The sequence below is a fragment of the candidate division WOR-3 bacterium genome, from assembly GCA_039801245.1.
Classification (GTDB): Bacteria; Hydrothermota; Tepidihabitantia; order Tepidihabitantales; family Tepidihabitantaceae; genus JAOABP01.
The window spans coordinates 1-26,065 of record JBDRUF010000025.1 but is presented as its reverse complement, the minus strand read 5'-3'; the positions used below and the strand labels follow the sequence as shown (position 1 = coordinate 26,065).

Below are 26,065 nucleotides of genomic sequence, written 5' to 3'. Positions count from 1 at the left end.
CGAATCCGTTTTCAATATCAACCCCCAGCCTTGACTTGGGCAAGTCGGTGATATGTCCGCGCGAGGAGAGCACCTTGAGTTTACCCTTAAGCAGGCGGCTGATGGTATGCGCCTTTGTCGGCGACTCCACGATTAAAAGCTCTTTTTTATTACCCATTCAGTTTGAAAGGATATAAAACATCTCCAAAATGTCAAAAAGGAGGTCTCTATCAAGAAATCCTAATTCAGAAATAATTTTCTGCTTGACAAGAGAGAGAGAGCGTATTATAATTAGTCTGAAATCAGAGAATAGGCTCTGGTTGTAAATAATATATAATAAAAGGAGGCAGAAATGGCTAACAATAGCACCTATGGTGTGCTGAACACTAAGAATTTTCAGCAACTTTTGGATGATTGCGCAATCAACAATTCATTCAAAGCCGAGGTAATTTCACTTCTCCGCGTGAGTGTCCCCACATTCTTTACTACTTACTTCGATCTTCTCCCTGCTGTAGTGGAACATATAACAGGTGTAACTGGTTCTGACATATGGGGGAATGCCCTCGCTACCGCTCTTGAGAGAAACTATGTATGCAAAGCCGATATCGCTGATCCCTCCAAAGGGGGAATATCCAGTTGACAGAATTAGGTTTAAATTTACCTTTAGTATTCAACATGTATCGGGTTGCGAAACTACATTAACTTTTGACATTGAGATTGAGGTTGTGTAAACGGATAAAGCGGCTTCAAGACGAGCCCCTCCTACTAAGGGAGGAACAAGGATGTTAAGATGGTTGCGAGTGGGGATAATGGTTTTTTGCCTCCTGGGTTCGGAGTGCGTTGGTATAAAAATAAAAACCGTCACCCAAGCAAAAAGCCCATACCTTCACTTTGAGGATATTGTGGGTCCCCTTGTGCGTTTAGGAAAGGTGGATCGAAAGCGCCTGACGAATTACGTGATGGATATCACGATATCCGACAGTGGGCAAAAATCGGTGCCTTATGCGCTTTTAATATTTGCTTATGGTAACTACGCAGATACATTTCAGGCAGACAGTTTGGGTCGGCTTCGCCTTAAAGTTTCCGAAAAGATGATTGAGGGTAATCCCAAAATTGTAGCGGAAAAGGAGGGTAATCTGCTGAATTCAAGATTCTTGCTTGCGGAATCAACCGAGTCAAAGGACCACTCGATAAATGACGCCTCCTCTCCCCGACATCACCTGAGCGAAATCTTAAAAGGACTGACAGAAACCGGTCTCTTTACGAGAGAGCGCCTCATCGGAGTTCAGTTTCAGGTAATACTTCTTGACAGTAGTAATAACCCGGCTCCAGGAGGTCTCCTTATCTTAGATTATAAAACTCACATTGATACAATCCCCGCGGACAGTTCGGGAAATATTCAAATGAAGGTGAATTATGAGATGATTGATGCCGACCCTGAGATTTCTGCGAAGCGAAATGGCAAGCCACTTGTTATTAAACTTAAACTGTATGGCCAGCTCACTCCTGGGTTCGAACCAGAGGTTATTGATCCGGATGATTTCTCTAGGCGATTTGCAGGCATAGCTGCGGTACTTTATAAGCGAACGAATGCTTCTTTAGTTGATAGTGTGCTGGCGGTAGTGGTTGGGCAACAGGAGTATATCCGAACAAAACTTCCGATTTTCCCTATCCCTTGGGGAGTTATACTCCTTGATTCACCATCCCGCTCTTACCTCCTTAAAGAGACAGAAATAGTGCGGGATACGGTTCGTTATCACCTTTTTGCATATCCCTCAAATGTGTGGCGTAAGGAAATTTATATCGACAACTTCTGGAGGTTGACGAAAAATTCCCTCTTTGAGGCGTTGGGAGTGCCTGAGGAAGGGCTTGCGCTATGGCTTTTCAATGGTCTTCCTAGTTATTGGCGATGCCGTTATTTAATGGAACTGAAACAGAAAGGAATGTTGCCATCAGAAGCCATCCTCTATGAGCCTTCTTACTGGCAGTTGCTGGATACTCTTTTTCGCACTTCGCCAGAGCAAGTGGTTAATATCATTGAGTGGGTGCCTCGTTCTGAAACAGAGTGGTTATTCGCTCAGGCGATATTTCTGGCATTCTGGTGGGAAATCCACCACCAGTATGGAGATTCGGCGGTAGCTAAGTTCATTCAAAGTGCCGCATCTATTAAAACGTTAACCTCAGCCCAACTAATAAACATTTTGATAAAAGAAACAGGACCAGGCGTCAAGGCGTTTCTCACCGCCTTTCCGTTAAAGAAAGTACAGAAAATTGTCGTAAAAATCCACAAGGAGATTGACCAGCGTTAATAAATTTATTTTTCAATCACTACCACCGCGGCGGCGTAGTGGGCAATGTGGCTGAGGCTCAAATGAACCTTTCGATCTTTTAAAATCTCTGCTGCTTTGCCCGATACTTTAATAGTTGGTCGGGTGCGCTCATTATCACAGATCTCAATTTCCTGCCAGGAGATTTTTCCACGGAGCCCAGTTCCTAATGCTTTGGAAAACGCCTCCTTGGCGGCAAAACGGGCAGCATAGGACGGGTATTTATCAGTAAGACCTTCACAAAACTCAATTTCTCTGGGTGTAAAAACCCTTTTTTTAAACCGCTCGCCATAACTCTCCATCGCCTCTCTGATGCGTTTCACCTCTACCAAATCAATACCGATACCAAAAACTGCCATTACTTTAGATAGGCTGTTGGGCTTGGTTCAATTTTTCAATCAAAGGCACAATTTCCAGGATGTCATTAATCTCATAATCGGCACCAGAATTCTTTGTGCCAAAACTGTCACCGTAGCGGGCAAAAACGGTTATCATCCCCAACTCCTTTGCGCCGATAATGTCCCTCTCTGCCCAGTCACCAACCATCACCGCCTCTGCAGGTGCAATCTGTAAAAGTTCTAACACCTTGGCAAATGGCTCCCTTGCCGGTTTTCGCTTTCCGGTATCATCAAAGGTAACGACCACATCAAAGAAGCGCTCGACATTGAGCGAAACCAACCTCATCCACACCTGTAGCCTTGGGGCATCAGAAACAACCGCCAGTTTTAATCCCATCCGGAAGAGCTTGAGCAAGGCGAGATGGACATGGGGATATGGCACCAGCGCACCTTCGCGTGCCCGGCGATAGGCAATTATTCCGCTTGCCAAAATCCGGTAGTCAATGTAGCCCAAAATCTCCTTGAGGAAGTCGTTAAAAACCTCCTGATACTCAATCCCCTTTTCCTCATAAATCTCGTAGACCTTTTTCTTTGCCGCAGCCGGTGTCAAATCCAGCCCGGCGTCAATCATCGCCATCACCGCCGCCTCAACCGCCGCATCCTTCCATTTGTTGAAATCAACTAGGGTGTTGTCAACATCAAAAACGACCGCCTTCACCACCGCTATTTTCCTCTTTTGTACATTTTCGTGAAATGTCTTACCAGGCGCTCATAGGTGGTTTGGAGATGCTCACTCACCACCTTTGTTTCGGCAAGGAGTGGCATAAAGTTGGTATCACCCTGCCAGCGGGGAACGATATGGAAGTGAATATGACCGGCAACACCGGCACCGGCAACCGTACCAAGGTTGGCGCCAATATTGAACCCTTGGGGTTTGAATTCCTGCTTCAGGATCCGGATGCTTTTCTGCATCAACTGAAAAATCTCCGCTACCTCTGCCGTGGTTAACCCTTCGAGATTGGCGGTATGGCGGAATGGTGCAATCATTAGATGGCCACTGTTATATGGAAACCTGTTCATCACCACAAAACCCAGCCTTCCCCGATAAAGAATCAGGTTTTCTCTATCCTGTTTGCCTTTCTTCAAAACACAGAAGAGGCATCGCTTCTCACCCTTACTACTTCCGATGCAGTGAAGGTATTCTGCCCGCCAGGGTGCCCAGAGTTTTTTCATCAGCCGAAAAGCCTGAGCTGTTGCCCCTTTTCCGCCTCAGGAGCAGCCACCTGTTTTTTATTCGAATCGGAAAATACCCGGACAACACCGAAAACCCCGTCATAACCCGGTTCAATGATGATCTCGCCTTTGCGCATCAGTTCTACTCCCTGAGCAATCCTTTCTCCAAAACGGGCAATCTCACTTACAGGAACATCCATCAGAATCTCAAATTCGCTGCCCAGCCCTTTTATCATCTCCTCATACTTTTTATTGACCGCCCCAGTATCTCGCCCCACGCCTAAAGCCTCAGCGATTATCTCCTCTAAGGGCACCAGGTGTTTAAACGGAATCATATCCTTGGGCACCTCTTCTGGTTTGCGGTCGGCAAGTTTTTCAACCCGGTGCAAGACCCCTACGGTCAGGCGCCTGCCGCAAACCGGGCAGATGTCACCAGAGATTATCGACTGTGCTGGTGAGAGCCTTACCCCGCACTGCCGGTGCCCGTCATAGTGATACTTGCCCTCTTCGGGAAAGAACTCAATGGTAAAAAGAAATTTATCCTTGTCCTTTGTTTTGAGCACCTGCCGAATCTCATCGTAACTCAGTTCACAGTTAAAAACATTTGCCTCCCTGCCCAGCCGGCTTGGCGAATGGGCATCAGAGTTGGAGATGAGCGTTTTTTTATCCAAAGCCGAAAGGCGCCAGTTCATCGGCGGGTCAGAGGAAAGCCCGGTCTCAACCGCAAAGACCTCATCCGAAAGGTCGCCAAAACACTCCTCAAAGGAGTCAAAGCCGGAATTGGCACCGTAAAGGGAAAACCAGGGTGTCCAGATATGCGCGGGGACGACAAAAGCCTTGGGTTCAATCTCCAATAGTCGTGCCACCAGGTCATAACTTGATAGACTTAGGGAGGGTCTGCCGTCCGCATCCAGTTTGCCGTATTTACCTAACATCTCGGTAATTCTTTGTGCGCTTTCAAAGCTCGGGGCAAAAATCATATTGTGAATCCGGCGCAGCCTGCCTCCAGCCGAATAGATGTTGTTCACCTCGGTATTGACAATGAAATAGGTGTCCTCATAAACATAAAGACCGTTGCCTGCGGGCTTGAGATACCTTTTCAATGAGGCAAAATACTCTGGATGGGTGAAATCGCCGGTCGCCATCAGTTTTATTCCCTTCTGTTTTGCCGCTTTGGCAATTGCGGGGATTTCCATATCCTGGCTTGTTGCCCGGGAGAATTTTGAATGGATGTGTAAATCGGCGATGAAACGCATAGGCTATTCTATCCTTTTTTTCTTGAATTTCAAATTCCTCACTACAGCCTCTTTTTTGCCACCACCATCATCCTTGTTGTCAAAGGACCAACCGGCAGAAAACCGCCATGATGATAAAAGTGAATTTCATCAAAACCGGCGCTTTTTAATGCCTGCCGCACCTCCTTTTGAGTATACGCCCGTTCCTCGTGGACCTCTTCGTGCTTTTCGCCCAAAGAACCATCTGCCATTTTCTCCCAGAAGACAAGGTGGAGTTGGGAGATTCTGGTCTCATGGTCGTAACGGCTCTGCCAGATGGAGACCAGTTCCGGTGTTTCCCGGGTGACTGTTCTTGTTCCCCAGTGCCTTTCCAGCCCGTAAACCGTATTCATATCAAAGACAAAAAGACCGGAAGGGACAAGCGCCTTCGCAACGCAGTGGAAACAGCGCTCAAGGTCCTGTTCGGTTAAGAGGTAGTTAATGCTGTCGTAAAGGCAGATTGCCGCATCCACCGGCTGGTCAAGTGTAAAGTCTCTGATATCAGTACAAAGCACCTCAATCGGCAGGTCGCCTTTTTTATCCAATAGTATTGCCAGCATCTCTTTGGACCGGTCAACACCGATAACGCGAAACCCCTGTTCTGCCAATATCACCGTGGGAATTCCGGTCCCACAGGCGAGGTCAAGAATGGTTTTCGGTTCAACCTTGAAGCGCCTAAATATTTTTAAAACATAGTTTACCCAATCGGGGTAATCGACATAGCGCTGCATAAATCTGTCATAGAAACGGGCAAAACGGGTAAATGGTGCATACATATATTTTTATATTAATACCCCAAGCCCCATTGTCCAATAAAAATGTGATGTAGGTTTATTTAATTTTGACATTAGTGCCTATTAAGGTAAAATTTTCTATGCGCACCCTCACCGTAATTGCAGTCGCCAATATTGCTTTTGCAATCGTCTGGCCCATTCCACCGGTTAATCAGGTTCATCCTTTGGGTAACAACTGGGGCGAATTTCAGGACTATGGCGGCGGTGCATATTTTCATAACGGTATTGACATCATTACACCGGACACCTCCAATGTGCCGGTTCTCTCGGTTAGTCATGGCTGGGTGAAGGCATGGGGCACAATTCAGGCGGGTCTCCATTACCGCATCGCGGTCTGCGATTCGCCTTTGACTTTCACCGGCAGGGCAGAGGGCTGGCTCTACGCCCATATTGACACCGGTCTGCCGCACAAAAGCATCGGTGATGAGGTTTGGGAGGGTGATACCATCGGCTATCTGGTTCCCTGGCCTGTTGACTCATCGTTTGACCATCTCCATTTCGCCCGCATCTCTGACACCGGCGCCACCTGGCAACGGTTTCCCAACCCAACCTGGTGGTTTATCCAGAACCCGCTTTGCCTTCTTGAACCAAATACCGACACCGTTCCACCGGTCTTTGAAAACGCGCGCTTAAACTGGCGCTTTGCCTTCTGCCGAAACAACCAGAACAACCGCTATCTCCATCCCGACTCCCTTGTTGGCGATGTTGACATCATCGCCCGGGTGTACGACAAAACCGGCTTTACCACCGGTAGCACCATCTGGGACCGGCTCGCACCTTATCAACTTGAATATATGATTCGGCGGAGTGATGGACTGATTGTTGTTCCTTGGACAGTTTCGGTTCAATTCTCAAATATTCTCATTGGCAGTCTGGTCAATGTGGTTTATAAGGATGACAACACCTGCAACTCCCGCGGAGACTACTCCCGCAGAGAGTATTACTTTATTTTGACCAACACCGATGGCGATTCAATCATTGAGGCAACAGACTCATTGGGTAAATGGGCGACCGGTCTGGTTGGTGACGGTGAATACTGGGTGATTGTGCGCGCGAGTGATGTTTTTGGCAACTACGCGGTTGAGTCGATGCCTGTCCACACCTGTAACGGGGTTGGTATCGACCGGATTAGCAAAACCAACCTTCAGGAGCGATTTGAGCTTGCTCCCACATTGGGAAGGGGTGAGTGCCGTATCTCATTTACGGTAAATGAGCCTGGAGCGGTTGAAGTTATGGTGTTTGATGCCTCAGGCAGGATGGTAAAAAGCCTGTTTTCCGGCTGGCTTGAATCAGGCTTGCACACCCTTAGTTTTTCTCCTTTGACCGCTGGTGTCTATAATATTGAACTAAAAGCCGGCAATTGCCGGTGGTGGAAAAGGGCTGTTTTTATCCCTTAAATAAGCCAGCCCCTCCCGGGATGGTGGAGGGAGGTATCCCCCATTTAAAAAGGGTTTTAATGATAAGTACTTCAAAATTAAGGGCTTAAATGCTATTAGCATAATAAATTTTGCTAAAAGAAAATACTTGAACTCTTTTGGTTTTTGTGGTAGTCTAATATCTGGAGGGCACGGAGGTCCGGTACGCCAAAATCGGCTCGGTCAACATAATTGCCTTGTAACTGGACCTCCCGTGACCCTCACCATTAATTCCCTGTTTATTCCTATTACTTAAGAACGAAGATGTTGTGCTTCTCGCAGATTTCGTGGAGCTGTTTGGGCCAAACCGTTACCGTTACCTCGCCGAGATGTGCCTTGCGCAACAAAAGCATATATGTCCTTCCCTGTCCGATGCCACCGCCAATTGAGAGCGGAAGTTCGTCATTCATAATCATCCGGTGATAAGGAAGCGATAGCCGGTCGAGTTGACCTGCCATCTCCAGTTGTAGTTTCAGGGTCTCCTTGGTCACCCGGATACCCATTGAGGACAGTTCGTGCCGGCGCTTGGTAAGGTGGTTCCAGACCAAGATATCGCCGTTCAAGCCGTGGGTCTCTTTTCCGGTCCAGTGGGAGGTGTCGGTGATCCAGTCGTCATAGTCTGCTGCCCGCATCTCATGGGGGAGACCGTCCTTAAGCGGGTAGCCGATGCCGATGATGAAGACCGCAGGCGCCACCTCTTGGAGCAGTCTTGTTTCCCGCTGCTTGCGGGGGAGGTCGGGGTACATCTCTAAGATCTCCTCGGCATGGATGAAATGGAGTTCCTTAGGCAGATTGGGATAGCGGGGGTCTTTGAGCTGGGGATAAAGTTCCTGCACATACTCCTCGGCACCGGTGATAACCTTCCAGATTTTCTTTACGACCGACTTTAAAAAATCAAGGTTACGGTCTTCAGGTCTTATCACCAGCTCCCAGTCCCACTGGTCAACATAGGCGGAATGGTCGTGGTCAAGGAAGTAGTCCTTGCGGACCGCCCGCATATCGGTATTGATACCCTCACCCACCTTACAGCCAAACTGTTTGAGTGCCCACCGCTTCCATTTTGTTGCGGCTTGAACAATCTGGGCGTTGATGCGTGGTGAAATTCCCAGTCCGCAGGGAAATTCAACCGGGGTCCTTGACCCGTCGCGGTCGAGGTTGTCGTTCATACCGCTTTCCCGCTCAACAATCAGAGGCACCTGGACCATCTGCAGATTCAACTCCCGTGCGAGACCATCCTCAATATAGCGCTTAACCGCATAAAGCGCCTTCATCGTCTCCATATTGTTCAGTATCGGCTGGTAGTCTTTGGGTAGAACCCTTTCCACCTCTTCATAGGTTCCTACACCTGGACCAGCCAGGTCCGCCCTTTTTTTATCCAATAGCGTTGGCGCCTTAATCGTGGTTTTTCTTCTTTTCGGCGCCGCCCGCTTCGGCGTCTTTTTGACGCTTTTCCTTTTTGCTACCTTTTTAGCCATTTTTTTCTGCTTTTTCTTCATCATATAATTTCTCCTTTTTATTGAACTTTTACCTTCTCGCTCAGATTAAAGATTGTTAATAAATTAAGATTAGCCAGTTTGCTCTGAATAGTCAAGAAACAACAATTTAACCCGGGAATTGGGGACAAAGTTTATATTGACCTTGAGTATAATTGTTGGTATGATATATTTATGCTCAGTACATTGCGCAAGCGTGTGAAAGTTGTAATGTTCATTGTTGCCGCGGCATTTATTGCTGGCTTCCTCTTGAGCGAGGTGTGGACCCTTGTGCGTTCGCGGGAGAGGGCAGGTCCGCGGCGAGCGCCACCAGGTGTTGTCGGTCAGATTGGGGAGCACCGTATCAGCGTGGATGAATATCGTCAGATTCGGGAGTTCATTGCCCAACGCTACCGGCGTGACAGCCTCTATCGTGACTTCACCAACGAGGATGAGAGTAAGATTGACAACCTTGCCTGGGAATACCTCCAGACCGAGTTGACCTGGAACAAGATTCTCAAGGAGACGAGGATTGATATCACCGATGGTGAACTGGAATGGATTGTGCTCCATATGCCACCTGAGCAACTGAAAAACAACCCCAACCTGATAACCGAAGGCAAGTTTGATACATCCAAATATTATGAGATGATTCGCAACCCCGAGAATCGCCCTTTTTTCTCCCAGTATGCCCGGGATATTTATGAGCAGTTGCGCTTCCAGAAACTGCAGATGTATGTTGCCGGGGCGATGCTGTTTTCCCAGAATGAGGTAAACGATATGCTGGCGCAGATAAATACGGTTGCCACGGTCACCGCCCTCTACTTTGGGCCGGCATCGCTAAGTGAGGAGGAGAGAAAGATTGAGCCGACTGAAGCCGAGATGCGCGCCTATTATCGCCAGCACTTCAAGGAGTTTCAGCCCAAGGAGGAAATCAGGGAGCTCAAGTTTGTCTATTTTCCGCTCACCATCACCTCCCAGGATTCACAGGCGGCAAGGGAACGGATTGAGGATGCCTATCGCCGAATCGTTGCGGCTGACCCCACCAGCCTGAGAGACAGTTTTGAGATGGCAGGGCTGATGATTGGTGATTATGAGCCCGACACCGTTGCTGTTCCCTTTACTCTCGGTCAATTCTTTCCCGCAACCGAATCGGTTGTGCGCCGGCTCAAGCCAGGTCAGTTCACCAAACCGCTTGCCACCGGTAACGGCTGGCAGATAATTATGCTTGACAGTATCCGCAATGACACCTTCTGGGTCAGGCGGATTCGCACCCGCATCAAGCCCGATGATACCAGGGAGATTGCGCTGCTTGACCAGGTGCGGGAGTTTATTGACCAGGCAGGTAGCGCCGATTTTGAATCGGTGGCAACAAGGATGAATCTGATGGTGGCACCAACACCGGCAAGGGTTCTGGGCAAAAAGAGGTTGAGTTGGGGGGTGCAGATTTACAATTCCGGGCAACTGATTGAATGGGCGGCAGAGGCAAAACCGGGCGCTGTTATGGATGTGCCGATGCGAGGACCTTATGGCTTTTATGTGTTCAAACTGGACAAGATAATTCCGGTGAAGCCACGCGCATTTGAGGAGGTCAAGGATGCAATCAGCTGGCGCTATCGTCAGGAAAGGGAGCGGAAACTTTGGGAGGAAAAGGCACAGGCGGCAATGCAGGCAATCAGGTCAGGAAAGACCATTGAGCAGGTCGCTGCGGAAAATCCGGGTGTGGAGTTGATTCACGAGGAAGTCAACGGACTTCATGATTATGGGTTGCGCGGCCGGCGCGGGGCTGAGTTTGTGGGTGCGGCACTGGCACTTGAGCCCGGTCAGACAACCGGACCGATTGAGACCAACTGGGGCGCCTATATCATCCGCTGCGACAATAAGCGCCCGAGCGAACCCCCGGTTTTGACTGCGGAAAAATATATTGACCAGAAGCAGCAGAATGTATTCCGGGATTTATGGGAGAAGGTTACTGAACAGCCGGAGATAAGGGACTGGCGCCTGAGCCGAGGTTATTGACAGCGGGCGGTTTTGATGGTTATATTTAAGGCGACGATGGTTGCGCGGGCCCCATCGTCTAGCGGTTTAGGACATCACTCTTTCAAGGTGAAGGCACCGGTTCGACTCCGGTTGGGGCCATAAAAATGCGGGAGTAGCTCAGCTGGTAGAGCATCACCTTGCCAAGGTGGGGGTCGCGGGTTCAAATCCCGTCTCCCGCTTTTGTTCTCAAAACCTGGCGGCATAGCCAAGTAGCAAGGCAGCGGTCTGCAAAACCGCAATTCCGGGGTGCAAATCCCCGTGCCGCCTTTTGACGAGGCTAAAGCCGGGGTGGCGGAAATGGCAGACGCAAGGGACTTAAAATCCCTTGACCCGTTAGGGTCGTGCCGGTTCGACTCCGGCCCTCGGCAGGTTTTTAGATTGCGGGCCGTTAGCTCAGTTGGCAGAGCACCTGGTTTTTAACCCGGTGGCCGCAGGTTCGAATCCTGCACGGCCCATAATACTGGAGATGCAATGACCCCAGATAAACTTTATCAAGAGAGAATAGTTTCCAAGTGGACTTTGGCGATTGCAAGCATTACTACGCTCGGGTTCCTTTTTGCCTTTCTTTATCAGAATCTTGGCGGGGTGATGTGCGGGCGCCCGGCTCCAAACTGGTTTTTGCTTCTGCTGTTTTTCCTTTTTCTTGCCCTGACGATTAACTTCAGCACCCTGCGGATTGTTATCACGCCGGCAGCGGTTGTTGTTTCCTATGGGGTTTTCAGGAAGAGGATTCCCTTCCACAATATCCAGGAGTGGCAGATTGACGATGCCTCAATGTTTGCCTATGGCGGCTGGGGAATCCGCATTGCGAGGGTCGGCGGGAACTGGCGTCTGGTATATAATGTGATAGAAAGCCCGCGGCTGGTCCTTTCTTTAACCAAAGGAAAATTCCGGGAGTTTGTTTTCTCAACAAAAAATCCTCAAAGGGTGATGGAGATAATCAGGCGGGAGACATCACGCCAGGATAAATGATGATTTCACCACTCTTTTTCTACTGCACTTATTTTAAAATTGGGTGATGGATATTGACAGAAAAGTAATAGTAGTACTATTTGAGTAAAAAGGAGGAAAAATTATGTGTGTAAAACCTAAATTTGCCCAATGGGCTGTCGGTTTTTCAGGAATGGATGGGGGCAACTTAGATGCCCGACTTTGGATTTGTGGTATTGAATGGGGCGGAGAACTAAATAACAACCCAGTTGAAAGTGAATGGCCATATTACTACATTCAAAATGAACAGAAAATTCCCTGCTGGAACACACAATTTATTGAAGATCATAGAGAAGAAATTGATGGAAGAGGATTCGGACTTGATAAAAAGATAGCCAAACTCCTTTTCCATATCTTCGGGCCAGAACGACATTGCGCTGATTGGAAAGACTATATGAAGAATCATCTTTACACTCAAAACGGCGATTGTTTTAAATTTAATCTGTTTCTGCTTAAGAAACCAAGAGCCAAATCTTGGATAAACCGCCATCGGGAGATAACGGGATTGGAAAGAAAAGCTTATTACAACTGGTGCCGTATGTATCGCTTCCCATTTATTAGGGATTTAGTCAATGACTACCACCCAAAGGTCGTGCTTGCTACGGGTATAACATACCGCGATGATTTTATTCGTGCGATTGCTGGGTGTGAGGTTAATCCCAATGAAGTATACCAATTTGGAGGAAATGGAAGTCAGGAAATAACGGTAGAGGAAATTGTTACAAATAACGGGAGAACGCACTTGCTAATTACTTGGTTTTTAAATAGAGTAAGTAATCAAAATATACAAGCGATAGCAGGACTTATTGAACAAATATTAAACCAGCACTCTTAAAGGAGAAATTGGCACACCATTAGGACTAGGTTGTAACCAGCATTATTTATTATCAGCGATAAGCGTCCTAATAAATTTTAGCGATGTACTCCATATAGCCTATATCCATTTAGAGCCCAAAACATTAACGCACAAGTCTGCGGATTTTAAGGAGGCGATTTGCTAACTCACATACTGGCAAAGGGTTGGCGAGTTGATGGCTCTTGGTTTTTCTTTGAAAGGGTTCGTTCCCCCCACCACTACCCCGGGTTATTAGGTTTTCTGGATAGGATGTGAGAGTCTCTGGTGGAATGGGTTCAGGTTGTAATCGGGGTTCAGTTCCTCGTTTTCTTTTCGGAGCGCCAGTTAAGGTTAGGGGAAACACAAGGGAGGTGATGGTTGTGAAATTGCAAAGGGGTTTGATGGTTGAGGCTGTTTTTGTGTCGTTTTCGGGGCGTTAGTTTTCTCGGTTCCCTTTTACTGAGAATGGCTCTGCTGTTCAATCTTTTTTGATGGGCTTAAGAGGCGAATGAAATTACCACTGTCTTATTTTGACCTGTCAGCGGGATAATTTATAATCCAGGGGTGAAGCGTTCAGAACAGGTGCTCTTAAAGCGGGTGAATGAGATGGTGGCGAGGCTGTGCGCAAACAGGGAGAAAATCAATCTGATGGAGGTTTGCGGAACCCATACGATGGCAATCTCCAGTTCTGGAATAAGAAAGGCGGTTGACCAGCGGTTGAGGCTTGTTTCCGGTCCTGGGTGTCCGGTTTGTGTTACGACCGATGATGAGGTTGATGAGGCGACATTTCTTGCGGGTGTTGATAACATTACCATATTGACATTTGGCGATATGATGAGGGTGACGGGTTCCTCGGGCTCACTTTTGGAGGCAAAGGCACGGGGTGCGGATGTGCGGGTGGTCTATTCGCCTCTTGACGGGCTGAAGATGGCAGCAGCAGAGCCAGAAAGGGAGTTTGTCTTTTTGGGTGTTGGTTTTGAGACGACCGCACCAACAGTGGCAGCAGCGGTGATTGCGGCAAAGAGGCAGGGGATAAAGAACTTTTCGGTTTTGCCGATGTTTAAGTTGATTCCACCGGCACTTGATTATATCGCCTCTTCAAAACAGATAAATATTGACGGGTTTATTCTGCCCGGGCATGTCTCTACCATTATCGGTTCAAAGCCCTATTCATTTCTTGTCAGGCGATATCATCTGCCCTGCTGTATCACCGGTTTTGAGGCAACCGATATTCTTGGCGGGATTTACATCCTTTTGAATCAGATTGCGAATAAGCCTGAGGTGGCGATTCAGTATCAGCGGAGTGTAAGACCAGAGGGCAATCTCCACGCGCAGCGGTTGATGAGAAGGGTTTTTCGCAGAGTGGATGCCGGTTGGCGGGGGATCGGGTTGATAAAAAAATCCGGTCTAAAATTCAGGGAGGGGTTTCAGCGGTTTGATGCACGCAAGCGGTTTGATGAGAAATTTAATGGTTTTAAAACTCGGCATCGGAAAAATGAACAGAGGAAAAATTGCAGGTGTGGTGAGGTGATGCTGGGGGTATTAATTCCGACCGATTGCCCCTTATTTGCCCGTGTCTGCACACCGGCAAGACCTTTTGGTCCGTGTATGGTCTCTTCTGAAGGTGCCTGCGCGGCATATTATAAATATGAAAGGTAAATTTTATCCGCCCAGTTTTCCTGCTGGGCTGAAGGAGGAAAAGATTGTCCTTGCCCATGGTGCAGGTGGGATGAAGATGCACCGGCTGATAAAGAACATTTTTCTTAAGTATTTTGGCAATAAGGTGCTTGAGAGGCTTGAGGATGCCGCGGTTTTAAGCCTGAATGGGAAAAATCTCTGTTTTACCACCGACTCCTATGTGGTGAAGCCGCTTTTCTTTTCCGGGGGTGATATCGGTAAACTGGCGATAAGTGGAACGGTGAATGATTTGGCGGTTCTGGGTGCAGAGCCGAAATACATTTCCCTTGCCTTTGTTTTGCGCGAGGGGGTTAAGTTGGCGACGCTGGAGAAAATCTGCGCTTCAGTTGCCCGGACCGCAAAAAGGGCAGGGGTTGAGATTGTTACCGGTGATACCAAGGTGATTGAGGCGGGCGAGGAGGAGATTTACATCAATACGAGCGGTATCGGCATTCGCAGGCAGGTAAGGTTGGGAGTGGAGTTTGTCCGGGCAGGCGATAGAATAGTTATCAACGGCGGTTTGGGTGAGCATGAGGCGGCGATTGCGCTCGCGCGGGGTGATTACCGGCTACGGGCAAGGCTGAAAAGCGACTGTGCACCTTTAAACCGGCTGATTGCAGCGGTGCTTGATTGCGGGGGAATAAAATTGATGCGTGACCCGACCAGAGGGGGTCTGGCAACAACCTTAAACGAGTTTGCGGATAGGAGCGGGTTGGGTTTTGTGATTGAGGAGGAGAGTTTGCCGGTACCAGAGGGGGTTAGGGGTGTGGCGGACCTGCTTGGACTTGACCCGCTTTATATGGCAAATGAAGGCAAGGTGGTTGTTGTTTGCGCAAGGGAAACAGTGGAAAAGATATTAAAGGCGATGCGCCGTTATCCAGAGGGAAGAAAGGCAAGGGTGATTGGTGAGGTGGTGAAAGAGCCGGCAGGGGTTTGGCTCAGGACCAGATTGGGTTCATTGCGCCGGCTATTGATGCTTGAGGGGGAACAGTTGCCAAGAATCTGTTAAGGGTTTTTCGTGGTCTTATAATAGATGGAAGAAAATATAGTTGAGCAGCCGGTTGATTTCAGCGAGGTGAGCCGGTATATGGCGATTGAGGCTATCAGGGGAAATAAAATCTGGGGAAGGATTTATGAACCGGTGATTGAAAATATCGACGAGTTGAAACGGGTATTTGCCCGAACCGGTGCGATTGCCTTCTTTGAGAAGGAGGGTGATGGTCATATTGTTACCTATGGTTATGCACCCAGGACAAAACCGGTGCGCATCTGGGTAAATATCATTTTACTTATGGCAACAGTTTTAACAACACTTTTTGTTGGCACCCTGCATGCCGGGAAAAATCCGCTTGCCAGTCCGCTCAATCTTTTGAGTGGAATTCCGTTCTCACTCGGGATCATCCTGATTCTTGGCAGTCATGAACTGGCACACTATCTTACCGCCAGACGCTATGGTGTTGATGCCACCCCACCCTATTTTCTGCCGGTGCCCCATCCATTGACTGGAACGATGGGCGCATTTATCAAGATTCGCTCGCCTGTTCCGACCAGAAGCGCGCTGGTGCGGGTTGGTGCTGCCGGACCACTTGTTGGCTTTTTGGTGGCGATTCCGGTTTCGGTTTTGGGTCTGGCGCTGTCAAAGGTGAAACCTATCCCACCAGATTCGCATTTGCTGAGCCTGGGAACACCATTAATCTTTGAGTTTATTTCAAGGATATTCCACAAGGTGCCACCGGGTTTTGATGTGGTTTTGCATCCCTTGGCTTTTGCCGGCTGGCTCGGGATGTTTGTCACCGCCCTGAACCTTTTGCCGGTGGGGCAGCTTGATGGTGGACACATTGCCTATGCATTTTTGGGCAGGCGCTACCGTTTTTTTACCATATTTATCATCGCCGGACTTTTGCTGATGGGTTTCTTCTGGCTTGGCTGGCCATTCTGGGCTTTTCTGGCAACCGCGTTCGGGCTCAAGCATCCACCACCACTTGACAATATTACCCCATTGACAAAAACCGATATTTTACTGGCGGTTTTGGCGCTTTTGGTCATGGTGCTTTCATTCACGCCCGCACCATTTCCCGGTGCCAGATTGTAAGGTAAAATTACTTTTTTGCCGGCAGGTTTTCCTTCAGGAGCGCGCGACCGGTCGCAAACGCCTTGAGGTTGATTTCAACAAACTGAGGTTTAACTAACTGGTTGATAACCTGCTCGTAAAATGAGAGGGGAAATTCAAGGAAATGGGAGATGGCACCAAGCATCACCGTGTTCTGAACGCGCGGGTTGCCAAGGTCGCAGGCGGCAGCAAATGCCGGTATCGCTCGGTTTAACGCAGCCCGGGCGGCTATTCTTTCCTGGAGAACCTCGTCGGGCATTTTCTCCACCAGTCCAATCTGGACAGGTAGGGGGTCAATCCGGAGCGGATCGTAAATCAACAGTCCAGCTGTGGAGAGGAAATGGATATAGCGCAATGCCTCCAGTTGTTCAAAGGCAACAATGATGTCTGCGGTTCCCTCTTCAATCAATGGTGAATAAACCTTTTTTGACCAGCGGATGTGGCTGGTGACGCTGCCACCCCGCTGGGCCATCCCATGAACCTCACTTTTTTTGACATCAAGACCAGCGGCCATTGCCAAGCGGGCAAGGATGTCAGAGAAGAGGAGAACACCCTGACCACCAACGCCGCAGACAAGGAGGTTCATCCTATTGCCTCCTTTGGGCAGATTTCAACACACATCCCGCAGCCGCTACAACTGGTTTCAATGATAACCGCCTTTTCATTGGCATAGGATAGGGCGGGGCAGCCGAGGGCAAGGCAGGATTTGCAGCCGATGCACTTTTCTGGGTCAACCTTCTTTGTCCGTCCCTGTTTGCCTGCCAGTAAGGCGCACTGACGCTGCGAGATGATAACCGCGGGCTTTTTTTCCGCAATAACCTTGCGGATGGTCTTCTTGGTTTCCTGTAACCGATAGGGGTCAACCTTGATAACATTTTCCACACCACAGGCACGGCAAAGTTTTTCAAGGTCGATCACCTTGGTTTCTTTGTCCATCAGGGTTTTGCCGGTGCCAGGGTGGTTCTGGTGTCCGGTCATGCCGGTGGTGCGGTTGTCGGTGATGATAGTGATGACATTTGACTGGTTGTAGACGGTGTTTATCAAACCGGTGATGCCAGAATGGAAGAATGTTGAGTCCCCAATTACCGCTAACCGCGGACGGGGGTCATTTGCTGAGAGCGCCTTGTCAGCACCATGGGCAAAGGTGATTGATGCGCCCATATCAATGCAGGTGTCCATTGCACTGTGCGGGGGTAGGGCACCAAGGGTATAGCAGCCGATGTCACCAGCGATGATTACCTTCTGTTTCTGCAGAGAATAGAAGAGACCAAGATGAGGACAGCCAGGACAGAGCGCTGGCGGACGATTGGGAATGTTTGGTTCTGGTGTGACTTTAGTGGTAGAACCCAATAACGACTCGCGGACGATTCGAGGGTTAAGTTCCCCGGTTCTTGGTAGCCTGTCCTTGCCGATTGGTTTTAGACCAAGGGCGCGGATTTGAAGTTCAATGAAGGGGTCAACCTCTTCAACAACTATCAGTTCCTTTATCCTTTCAGCAAAATTGCGCACCATTTCTTCAGGAAAGGGATAGACCATCCCCAGTTTGAGAAATGAGGCATCAGGAAACACCTCACGGGCATACTGATAGGCAACACCATCACAGATGATACCGATGTCGGTATTATTTAATTCCCAGCGGTTAAGTGGGGTGTTTTCTGAATATGCCTTGAGCCGGTCCAGGCGGTTTTCAAGGTCAATGTGCCGGACACGGGCAAATGCCGGGAGTAGGGTGGTTTTCTGGAGCTGTTTTTCATACCCCTGAGGAGGTTTTGGGGCGCGTTCATTCAAAGTTACTACTGAACTGGAATGGGCGACACGGGTGGTGAGCCTTAACAGGACCGGGATGTCAAACTCTTCCGAGATTTCAAAACCGATTTTGACAAAATCCTTTGCCTCCTGACTGTCTGAAGGACAGAGGACCGGCAGTTTGGCAAAGAGTCCGTAAAAGCGGTTGTCCTGTTCATTCTGGGATGAGTGCAGACCCGGGTCATCAGCGGTGACAATCACCAGTCCGGCGCGGACACCAATATAGGCGGCAGAAAAAAGCGGGTCGGCAGCAACATTCAAACCGACATGCTTCATCGCTGCGAGGCTGCGCACGCCAGCGAGGCAAGCACCAAGCGCTACCTCAAGTGCCACCTTCTCATTTACCGACCATTCACAATAGACATCAGGATAGGTGGCGAGGTTTTCAAGGATTTCGGTTGAAGGTGTCCCGGGATAGGCGGCAGCAACCTCACAGCCCGCTTCCCAGGCACCGCGGGCAACCGCTTCATCGCCAGAGAGGAGCTGTTTATTCATAGTTAATAGTCTCGGGTTTGATTTTTCAAATCTACTGAATGAAAGTCAAGATGTCAAATAATTAGTCCTTGATTCTTGGTTGAACTGTGAACCAGAAACTATAAACTTTAAACTATGAGCCAGTTCCGGTTAAGGGCCCCTTTTAAGCCTGCTGGTGACCAGCCAGAGGCGATTGAGCGCCTGGTTGATTTTATTCGGTCAGGCGAGAAGTTTTCCACGCTTTTGGGGGTGACCGGTTCGGGCAAGACCTTTGTGATGGCAGCGGTGATTGCGCGGCTGAACCGACCAACAATTGTCATTTCCCATAACAAGACCCTGGCGGCGCAGCTTTATGGCGAGTTCAAGCAGTTCTTTCCGGAAAATGCGGTGGAGTATTTCATCTCCTATTATGACTATTATCAGCCAGAGGCATATGTGCCCGAGCATGACCTTTACATTGAGAAGGATGCCTCAATCAATGAGGAGATTGAAAGGCTGAGGTTACGGGCAACATCCAGCCTGATTGAGCGCAGGGATGTGATTGTGGTTGCCTCGGTGTCCTGTATCTATAATTTGGGTGAGCCCTGGGAGTTCAAGGAGGCGCTTTTCCCGATTGAACTGAATGCCGACCTTGACCGGGATGGTCTTTTGGAACAACTGGTGAAACTGCAGTACACCAGAAATGACCTGGAACTGAAGCGTTCAACATTCCGGGTTCGGGGCGATGTGATAGAAGTCCATCCTTCCCACCGTGATTACGGGGTGAGGATAGAGTTTGAACAGGACCGGGTGGCGCGTTTGAGCATCTTTGACATCCTTACCGGTGATTTGATTGAACGGAGGGAGAGGGTGGTTGTTTATCCGGCAAGGCATTTTGTCACCAATGAGGAGCGGATAGAAAGGGCGCTGGAGTCAATTGAGGAGGAGTTGCGGCAAAGGGTTGCCGAACTTGAGGCTCAGGGCAAGATTCTGGAGGCGCAGCGGTTAAAGACAAGGACAAGGTTTGATCTGGAGATGATCAGGGAGTTTGGATACTGCCCGGGGATTGAGAACTATTCCCGCCATTTTTTGGGTAAGGCGCCAGGGGAGAGACCTTACTGCCTCTTGGACTACTTTCCGGCAGATTACCTGATGATAATTGATGAGTCCCATGTGACGATTCCCCAGATTCAGGGTATGTTCAATGGTGACCGGTCAAGAAAGCAGGTGTTGGTTGATTACGGGTTCAGGCTGCCCTCCTGTCTTGATAACCGACCTTTGCGGTTTGACGAGTTTGAAACCTTGATCAATCAGGTGGTTTTTACTTCGGCAACACCAGGGGATTACGAACTCCTTCAGAGTCAGGAAAGGGTTGCCGAGCTGATTGTCCGCCCGACCGGACTGGTTGACCCGAAGATGACGGTGAGACCGACGAAAAATCAGGTTGATGACCTGATAAATGAGATTCGTCAGCGGGTGGAGAGGAAGGAAAGGGTGTTGGTAACAACCTTGACAAAGCGGATGGCTGAGGATCTGGCTGAGTATCTGACCGAGATGGGAATAAAAGTCAGGTATCTCCATTCTGAGATTGAGCCTTTGGAAAGGGTGGAGATTCTGCGCGGTCTGCGTTTGGGTGATTTTGATGTTTTGGTGGGCATCAACCTTCTGCGTGAGGGGCTGGATTTGCCTGAGGTTTCGTTGGTGGCGGTCCTGGATGCTGATAAGGAGGGTTTTCTGCGTGATGCCCGCTCCTTGATTCAGACCGCAGGCAGGGCGGCACGAAATGTCCGGGGTGAGGTGATTCTCTATGCGGACAACATCACCCGTTCAATCAGAAACGCGCTTGAGGAGACCGAAAGGAGAAGGCAGAAGCAGATTGAGTTCAATAAGAGGTTCGGGATTGAGCCCCGCTCAATTGTGAAATCAACCGAACAGGTTCTTGAGACCACCGCGGTGGCGGATGCAAAAAGAGAGGAAACGGCCGATGACCAATTGCCAATGAGCAATGGTGAGGACCTGGTTGAGTTGCTTGCCCGTCTGCACAAGGAGATGGAGGCGGCGGCAAGGAGCCTTGAGTTTGAGAAGGCGGCAAGAATCAGGGACAGAATCAAGGAGATTCGGCAAAGGATTGATGATGAGGAGTGGAAAAGGCAGAGGTGCAAAAGGCTGAAGAGGAGATAGAAGCCAAAAGATTTTAACCTTAACCTTTACCTTTCCCAAAGCACAAATTGGTGAGGGGATAGTACCCCCACGAAAGGTGAATTTTGTATAAGTTACGAAATTGCGATGCATAACTCAATTCTGCCCTGGTGCAATTTGTGTACTTTTATGGATACTTGACATCTTTTCTTGCTTGATGGGAGAGGGGCGGGCTAAGGTTTAACTAACCTAAGGATTTTAAAATAGATTTAGCCCGAAAGGGCGCGTAACCAGTAACTTTTCAAGTGGCTGGCAATGGTCATTGCCCTTTCCGGGCAGATTTCTGAGCAGCAGAAGCAGCGGATGCACCTTCTGCGGTCAATTTCTGGATAGGGGCTCATCTTAATCGCCTGAACCGGGCAGTTTTGGGCGCATTCGCCACACCGGATGCACCGGGATTTTTTAAGAAGCGGGAGACGGGGCAAAAGAAACCGGTAAACCGGTCTGGAAAGGCGGGTGATGAGCGCGGCAAGACCGGCATCAGGCAGGCGGAAGTCTTTGATAGGGGAGAGGTCGCCCTCAATTTTTATATCTTCCCTTTTAATTGGACCAAGGCCCCTTTGACCCGCGATGCGGGTTGTAGGGATGTTTTCCGGTTTTGCATTGGCAAGGAGCGCCATTACCGCATCAAGGGCAACACCGTTATTGCCTGTAATGAGATAGTCCATTTTGCGCACCCTGCCGCCACTCGGTCCGTTGATACCATCCATAATCCGAATCCCATCCATAATGTGCAGAATTGGGCTGGGCACCGCCTGATAGATGTCAACAAGGAGTTCGGCAAACTCATCCGCACTAACAGCAAGGGTGTGAAGATATGCCTTGTGTCCGCCCGGGATGATGCCGAAGATGTTTTTTATCGCACCGGTAAGGATGGTGAGGGTATGGGTTTTGAACACCGGCAGGTTGAGAATCACATCCGCCTCGTTGATGATATTTGAGACCGGGATTTCAGAGAGGAAGCGAGACCGAACCTTCAGTTTGACCGGATTGACCGAGATGTTGGTAAAACAGCCTGCACTTGCTTCAACAACACCGGTTGGTTTCAGATAATCTTCAAGTGAACCGGTGTGCGTACCTGCGGGATTATCACCAACCCAGACCTTTTTCGCATTGCGCCTTTTCAGTTCAAGAACAATCTGATGGACAAGTTCAGGGTTGGTGGTGACACCGGCTTCAGGGGGATGGGGCGCAAGCAGGTTGGGTTTAATCCAGACCTTCTTGCCCGCAAACTCATATTCAAGAAACTCCAGCGCCTCATTGACTGCGGATTTAAGGTCAGTGATATGGCGAACAAGGACCGACGCCTGCGGCATTACTGAATAGGCATGTTATCCCTGTCCGGGAATGATGTAAAGGACATTGGCAAGCGAAACAACCGCCTCAGGCTGCTTTTCCTTGCCTTGGGGTAAGCCGGCATCCTTGAACACAACATCAACCATTTTGACAACCCCATCCTTTACCGTATACCCGCCGCAGACTGCGGTGCCACCGGATTTGAGATAGACAACAGGCATCAAGCCTCCTTTCATTCCGGTCGGGGCAGATTCACCCTGAGAGTTTTCTCCTCCCTTATACCCAGGGCGAAGTCTGCCTGCAGGAGTTTGTGAATCTCTCTGGTCCCTTCGTAAATCTGCGCCCCTTTGGCGTTGCGGTGGAAGCGCTCAACCGGATATTCATCAGAAAATCCATAGGCACCAAAGATTTGCACGGCGTTGCTTGCCGCCCTTTCTGCCGCCTCACAGGCAAAGAGTTTTGCTGCCGATGTTGCCCGGGTGGCAGTTCTGCCCTGATTTTTATGCCAGCCCGCCTGCAGATAGAGTAGTCGGGCTGCCTGATAGTTGACCGCCATTTCGCCAATCATCTCCTTGACCAGTTGATGTTCGGCGATTGGCTTGCCAAAGGTGTGGCGGTTGCGGGTGTAATCAACAACCGCCTCAAGGCAGGCGCGGACTAAACCGGTGGCGCCAGCAGCGACAGTATAGCGTCCCTGGTCAAGGGCAAACATTGCAATCTTGAACCCCTCGCCTTCTGTACCCAGGAGGTTTCTTTTTGGGACCACTACCTCTTCCATTACAATTGAACCGGTATTGCCCGCGCGAATGCCAAGTTTGCCGTGAATGGTGGTGGTGGTGAGTCCGGGCATTCCTCTTTCAAGAATAAAGCAACTGATGCCAGAATGGTCTCTATTTTTTCTTTTCTCTTGGTCGGTCCAGGCAAAAATCAGGAAGTGGTCGGCGATATCAGCGAGAGAAATCCAGGTCTTCTCACCACTGATAATGTAGTTATCGCCCGCCTTTCTTGCCCTTGCCTGAATCCCGAGTACATCAGACCCAGCACCAGGCTCAGTAAGACCAAAGGCGCCCAGCTTTTCACCCTTTGCCTGAGGTACAAGATACCTTTCTTTTTGTTCCTCATTCCCCCAAGCAAGGAGTGTGAGGCTAACGAGTCCAATATGAACCGAGAGGATGACACGCAGGGATGTGTCAACCGCCTCAAGTTCTTCACAGGCGAGTCCAAGGGCGATATAGTCGCCCCCGCTGCCGCTCCAACGAGGAGGCAGTGATAGCCCCAAGAGGCCGAGTTCAGCCATCCGCCGGGCGATTTTCAGGTCAAACACACCCTGGCGGTCGTTCTCTCTCACTTTTGGTTGAACCTCATTACGGGCAAAGTCCCGCGCAAGTTTCTGGGTTAACAGGTGTTCTTCGGTAAAAGTGAAATCAATCACCGGGGTATGACCCGTTGGTAAACCTTGCCAATGTTCTTCAAAAGTCCGCGGAGATTGAATACCTTTCTCAATTCCTCGGAGGTTAAATATCTTCTCACCATTTCGCTCTTTTCGGCGAGGAGAGTAAATGTTTTGCCAGTGCTCGTTGCTTCAAATGCCAGTTGTTGGACAAGCCGATATGCCTTGCTCCGGTTCATCCCTTTATTCACAAGCTCCAAAAGTAGCGCCTGGGAGAAAAAGGTCTCGCCGGAAAGTTTGAGGTTTTTCTCCATCTGGTCGGGTTTAACCACCAGTCCGGAAAGGACTCTGTTCATCTGGACCAGGCAGTAATGGGTGAGGGTAAATGATTCCGGGATGATGATGCGTTCCGCGGCGGAGTTGGTGAGGTCGCGCTCGTGCCAGAGGGGAATGTTTTCAAAAGCGGCAAAGGCATATGCCCGAATCACCCGCGCAAGTGAGCAGATGCGTTCGCAGATGATGGGGTTTTTCTTGTGCGGCATCGCTGATGAGCCTGCCTGGGTTCTGCCAAACGGTTCAGCCAGTTCGTTGATCTCGGTGCGCTGGAGATTCCTGATTTCGGTAGCGATGCGCTCAAGACCACTACTAATCAGGGCAAGGACAGAGAGGAGATAGGCGTGCCGGTCACGGGGAATGACCTGGGTTGAGACCGGTTCAGGTTTCAAACCCAGCCTCTTCAGAACCCTTTTTTCAACCTCTGGTCCTAACTGGGTATAAGCACCAACCGTGCCCGAAATCTTACCGTAGCCAATTTCATCCTCTGCCTTTTCAACCCGCTTGAGGGCGCGCTCAATCTCACTGAGCCAGGAGAGGCATTTCAGCCCGAAGGTAATCGGTTCGGCATGGACACCATGGGTTCTGCCCATCATTGGTGTCCATTGGTAGCGTCGGGCAAGTCCGACAACCGTTTTTCTTAAATCCATAAGCGCGGTGCGGATGGTTTTCAGCCCGGCAAGACAGCGGAGCGCAAGCGCAGTATCCACTACATCATAGGAGGTAAGACCGTAATGGACAAATCTGCCAAAAGGACCGATACTTTTGGCAACGCTTTTGGTAAAGGCGATGACATCGTGACCGGTCTCCTTTTCAAACCGCTCAATCTCTTTGATTTTGAAGCTCGCCTTCTGGATTGCTTTTGCCGCACTTTTGGGGATTATACCCATCTCTCCTTGCACCTGCGCCACAATTTTTTCCACTAACAGCCAGTAGGAGAACTTGGTCTGTTCAGACCAGAGTTCAGACATTTCCGGAAAGGAATAGCGGGTGCTCATCTTAACTGGTAGAGGATTCTAAGTTGCTCGCCTTTGCGGTCAATCACCAGGTCAATCTTACCCTCCAAGCGCTCCAGCCGCTCCTTGAGGCTGCGGGCAGAGGAGACAACCTTGCCCTGATAAATCAACAAAACATCACCAGGTAAGAGTCCAATCCTTTCAGCAATTGAGCCCTCATTGACCTGAATCACCACCACCCCTTTGGTATGGGCAAGTCCGAAGCGGCTGCGCAGTGTCGGGTTGATGTCCGCAATCACCGCGCCGATTTTGGTACTGACCCTTTCGTATTCTACCTGGGTTTGACCGAGAGCCTCGCTGATAAAACGCTTGACCTCATTTATCGGGCGGGCAAAACCGACACCTTCAGAGCCACCAGCATGGGAGAAGATGAAGGTGTTGATGCCGATGACCTCTCCAAGGGCATTGACTAAAGGACCACCAGAGTTTCCCGGATTGATTGCCGCATCGGTCTGAATCATATCGGTGAATACCGGACCGCCTTGACGGGAACGGATGTCCCTATGCAGAGCCGAGATGACGCCAACGGTTACGGTTGGCTGGGCATCCTCAATCAGAAATCCGAACGGGTTGCCAATCGCTATTGCCCACTCGCCAATCAAGAGGTCGTCAGAGTTGCCAAGTGGTGCGACCGGCAGGTTTTCGCCGCTGATTTTCAAAAGTGCGAGGTCGCGGTCAGAATCCAGTGCCAAAAGTTCGGCATCAAAGGTGCGGTTGTCAGGCAGGGTTACCTTGATTTTGGTGGCGTTGTTGACCACATGGGCGTTGGTAACAACATACCCCTTGGCGTCAACGATAACACCTGAACCCATTGACTTCACCTCCTGCCGGAATGAGTGGCGCGGGAAGAAGTCGCGGAAGAAGTCGTCGAACCCGAAAAAGCCAAACGGGTCATAACTGACAATCCGGGTCTGGGTTACTATGACCGAAACAACCGCCGGGCTCACCCTTTGGGCGGCAAGGACAATCGCATTGGTCCGGGAGCGGTCAATCTCGGTGTTAACACTTATAACTGAGGGCGCTGGCCGCGGGTTCTGCGGAGAGGAAAACCCACCGCAGGCGAGCGGGCACAAGAGGAAAAATACCAA

General features: G+C 49.7%; 24 protein-coding genes and 5 tRNA genes. 15 read left to right on the top strand and 14 right to left on the bottom strand.

Going from position 1 to position 26,065, the window contains the following annotated elements:
- On the bottom strand, positions 1-157 hold a 157-nt coding region (locus ABIK47_04830; protein ID MEO0019946.1), incomplete at its 3' end, for a toprim domain-containing protein.
- Positions 158-331: 174 nt separating this feature from the next.
- Here ABIK47_04830 and ABIK47_04825 point away from each other — a divergent pair.
- Together ABIK47_04825 and ABIK47_04820 are read left to right on the top strand one after the other, a co-directional pair.
- Positions 332-619 carry a hypothetical protein gene (locus ABIK47_04825; GenBank protein ID MEO0019945.1) on the top strand — a complete coding sequence of 96 codons (288 nt, stop codon included), beginning with the start codon at positions 332-334 and terminating at the stop codon, positions 617-619.
- A 142-nt stretch (positions 620-761) separates the two neighbouring features.
- Positions 762-2,288: a hypothetical protein gene (locus ABIK47_04820; GenBank protein ID MEO0019944.1), complete on the top strand. Its 1,527-nt coding sequence runs from the start codon at positions 762-764 to the stop codon at positions 2,286-2,288.
- Positions 2,289-2,293: 5 nt separating this feature from the next.
- On the opposite strand, the gene acpS is transcribed toward ABIK47_04820, so the two are convergent.
- The 5 genes from acpS to ABIK47_04795 are packed head-to-tail and all read right to left on the bottom strand — an operon-like array spanning position 2,294 to position 5,927.
- A complete protein-coding gene (gene acpS / locus ABIK47_04815) occupies positions 2,294-2,665 on the bottom strand; it encodes a holo-ACP synthase (protein ID MEO0019943.1) in 372 nt (123 codons plus the stop codon).
- A 4-nt stretch (positions 2,666-2,669) separates the two neighbouring features.
- Positions 2,670-3,362, bottom strand: coding sequence for an HAD-IA family hydrolase (locus tag ABIK47_04810; GenBank protein MEO0019942.1), 693 nt, complete (start codon positions 3,360-3,362; stop codon positions 2,670-2,672).
- 5 nt (positions 3,363-3,367) lie between these two features.
- On the bottom strand, positions 3,368-3,877 hold the full coding sequence (locus ABIK47_04805; GenBank protein ID MEO0019941.1) for an HIT domain-containing protein: 510 nt from the start codon (positions 3,875-3,877) through the stop codon (positions 3,368-3,370).
- Positions 3,877-5,133 carry an endonuclease Q family protein gene (locus ABIK47_04800; GenBank protein ID MEO0019940.1) on the bottom strand — a complete coding sequence of 419 codons (1,257 nt, stop codon included), beginning with the start codon at positions 5,131-5,133 and terminating at the stop codon, positions 3,877-3,879. The genes ABIK47_04805 and ABIK47_04800 overlap by 1 nt, the downstream gene beginning before the upstream one ends.
- Positions 5,134-5,174: 41 nt before the next feature.
- Positions 5,175-5,927 carry a class I SAM-dependent methyltransferase gene (locus tag ABIK47_04795; GenBank protein ID MEO0019939.1) on the bottom strand — a complete coding sequence of 251 codons (753 nt, stop codon included), beginning with the start codon at positions 5,925-5,927 and terminating at the stop codon, positions 5,175-5,177.
- A 98-nt stretch (positions 5,928-6,025) separates the two neighbouring features.
- Between ABIK47_04795 and ABIK47_04790 the strand changes: the two genes are divergently transcribed.
- On the top strand, positions 6,026-7,342 hold the full coding sequence (locus ABIK47_04790) for a hypothetical protein (protein ID MEO0019938.1): 1,317 nt from the start codon (positions 6,026-6,028) through the stop codon (positions 7,340-7,342).
- Between the two features lie 266 nt (positions 7,343-7,608).
- On the opposite strand, the gene ABIK47_04785 is transcribed toward ABIK47_04790, so the two are convergent.
- Entirely contained in the window at positions 7,609-8,859 is a 1,251-nt protein-coding gene (locus ABIK47_04785) for an aspartate--ammonia ligase (protein MEO0019937.1), read from the bottom strand.
- A 168-nt stretch (positions 8,860-9,027) separates the two neighbouring features.
- Between ABIK47_04785 and ABIK47_04780 the strand changes: the two genes are divergently transcribed.
- From ABIK47_04780 to ABIK47_04730, 11 genes are all read left to right on the top strand, one after another.
- Positions 9,028-10,851: a peptidylprolyl isomerase gene (locus ABIK47_04780; GenBank protein ID MEO0019936.1), complete on the top strand. Its 1,824-nt coding sequence runs from the start codon at positions 9,028-9,030 to the stop codon at positions 10,849-10,851.
- Between the two features lie 47 nt (positions 10,852-10,898).
- Positions 10,899-10,971, top strand: a tRNA-Glu gene (locus ABIK47_04775).
- 7 nt (positions 10,972-10,978) lie between these two features.
- Positions 10,979-11,051 (top strand) — tRNA-Gly (locus tag ABIK47_04770).
- A gap of 16 nt (positions 11,052-11,067) precedes the next feature.
- Positions 11,068-11,139, top strand: a tRNA-Cys gene (locus tag ABIK47_04765).
- A gap of 15 nt (positions 11,140-11,154) precedes the next feature.
- Positions 11,155-11,240: transfer RNA gene (locus ABIK47_04760), tRNA-Leu, on the top strand.
- A gap of 14 nt (positions 11,241-11,254) precedes the next feature.
- A tRNA-Lys gene (locus ABIK47_04755) sits at positions 11,255-11,327 on the top strand.
- 16 nt (positions 11,328-11,343) lie between these two features.
- On the top strand, positions 11,344-11,844 hold the full coding sequence (locus ABIK47_04750; protein ID MEO0019935.1) for a hypothetical protein: 501 nt from the start codon (positions 11,344-11,346) through the stop codon (positions 11,842-11,844).
- Positions 11,845-11,947: 103 nt separating this feature from the next.
- Entirely contained in the window at positions 11,948-12,697 is a 750-nt protein-coding gene (locus ABIK47_04745; GenBank protein MEO0019934.1) for a hypothetical protein, read from the top strand.
- A 564-nt stretch (positions 12,698-13,261) separates the two neighbouring features.
- Positions 13,262-14,356 carry a hydrogenase formation protein HypD gene (gene hypD, locus ABIK47_04740; GenBank protein ID MEO0019933.1) on the top strand — a complete coding sequence of 365 codons (1,095 nt, stop codon included), beginning with the start codon at positions 13,262-13,264 and terminating at the stop codon, positions 14,354-14,356.
- Positions 14,346-15,383 (top strand): hydrogenase expression/formation protein HypE, encoded by a 1,038-nt coding sequence (gene hypE / locus ABIK47_04735; protein MEO0019932.1) that lies wholly within the window; start codon positions 14,346-14,348, stop codon positions 15,381-15,383. Before hypD ends, hypE begins: the two co-directional genes overlap by 11 nt.
- A gap of 24 nt (positions 15,384-15,407) precedes the next feature.
- Positions 15,408-16,466, top strand: coding sequence for a site-2 protease family protein (locus tag ABIK47_04730; GenBank protein ID MEO0019931.1), 1,059 nt, complete (start codon positions 15,408-15,410; stop codon positions 16,464-16,466).
- A 7-nt stretch (positions 16,467-16,473) separates the two neighbouring features.
- Here the strand turns inward: ABIK47_04730 and ABIK47_04725 are convergent, their stop codons facing one another.
- Together ABIK47_04725 and iorA are read right to left on the bottom strand one after the other, a co-directional pair.
- Positions 16,474-17,070 carry an indolepyruvate oxidoreductase subunit beta gene (locus tag ABIK47_04725; GenBank protein ID MEO0019930.1) on the bottom strand — a complete coding sequence of 199 codons (597 nt, stop codon included), beginning with the start codon at positions 17,068-17,070 and terminating at the stop codon, positions 16,474-16,476.
- Positions 17,067-18,785, bottom strand: a complete 1,719-nt coding sequence (gene iorA, locus ABIK47_04720; GenBank protein ID MEO0019929.1) for an indolepyruvate ferredoxin oxidoreductase subunit alpha — start codon at positions 18,783-18,785, stop codon at positions 17,067-17,069. The genes ABIK47_04725 and iorA overlap by 4 nt, the downstream gene beginning before the upstream one ends.
- A gap of 114 nt (positions 18,786-18,899) precedes the next feature.
- Here iorA and uvrB point away from each other — a divergent pair, with 114 nt between their 5' ends.
- Positions 18,900-20,924, top strand: coding sequence for an excinuclease ABC subunit UvrB (gene uvrB, locus ABIK47_04715; protein MEO0019928.1), 2,025 nt, complete (start codon positions 18,900-18,902; stop codon positions 20,922-20,924).
- A gap of 227 nt (positions 20,925-21,151) precedes the next feature.
- On the opposite strand, the gene ABIK47_04710 is transcribed toward uvrB, so the two are convergent.
- The 5 genes from ABIK47_04710 to ABIK47_04690 form a co-directional block, all read right to left on the bottom strand.
- Positions 21,152-22,258: a DUF362 domain-containing protein gene (locus ABIK47_04710; GenBank protein MEO0019927.1), complete on the bottom strand. Its 1,107-nt coding sequence runs from the start codon at positions 22,256-22,258 to the stop codon at positions 21,152-21,154.
- A 15-nt stretch (positions 22,259-22,273) separates the two neighbouring features.
- Positions 22,274-22,459 (bottom strand): hypothetical protein, encoded by a 186-nt coding sequence (locus tag ABIK47_04705; GenBank protein MEO0019926.1) that lies wholly within the window; start codon positions 22,457-22,459, stop codon positions 22,274-22,276.
- Positions 22,460-22,470: 11 nt separating this feature from the next.
- Positions 22,471-23,670, bottom strand: a complete 1,200-nt coding sequence (locus ABIK47_04700; GenBank protein MEO0019925.1) for an acyl-CoA dehydrogenase family protein — start codon at positions 23,668-23,670, stop codon at positions 22,471-22,473.
- Positions 23,667-24,959, bottom strand: a complete 1,293-nt coding sequence (purB, locus tag ABIK47_04695; protein ID MEO0019924.1) for an adenylosuccinate lyase — start codon at positions 24,957-24,959, stop codon at positions 23,667-23,669. The genes ABIK47_04700 and purB overlap by 4 nt, the downstream gene beginning before the upstream one ends.
- Positions 24,956-26,065: trypsin-like peptidase domain-containing protein (locus ABIK47_04690; protein ID MEO0019923.1), on the bottom strand; the 1,110-nt coding region annotated here is incomplete at its 5' end. The genes ABIK47_04690 and purB, both read right to left, overlap by 4 nt.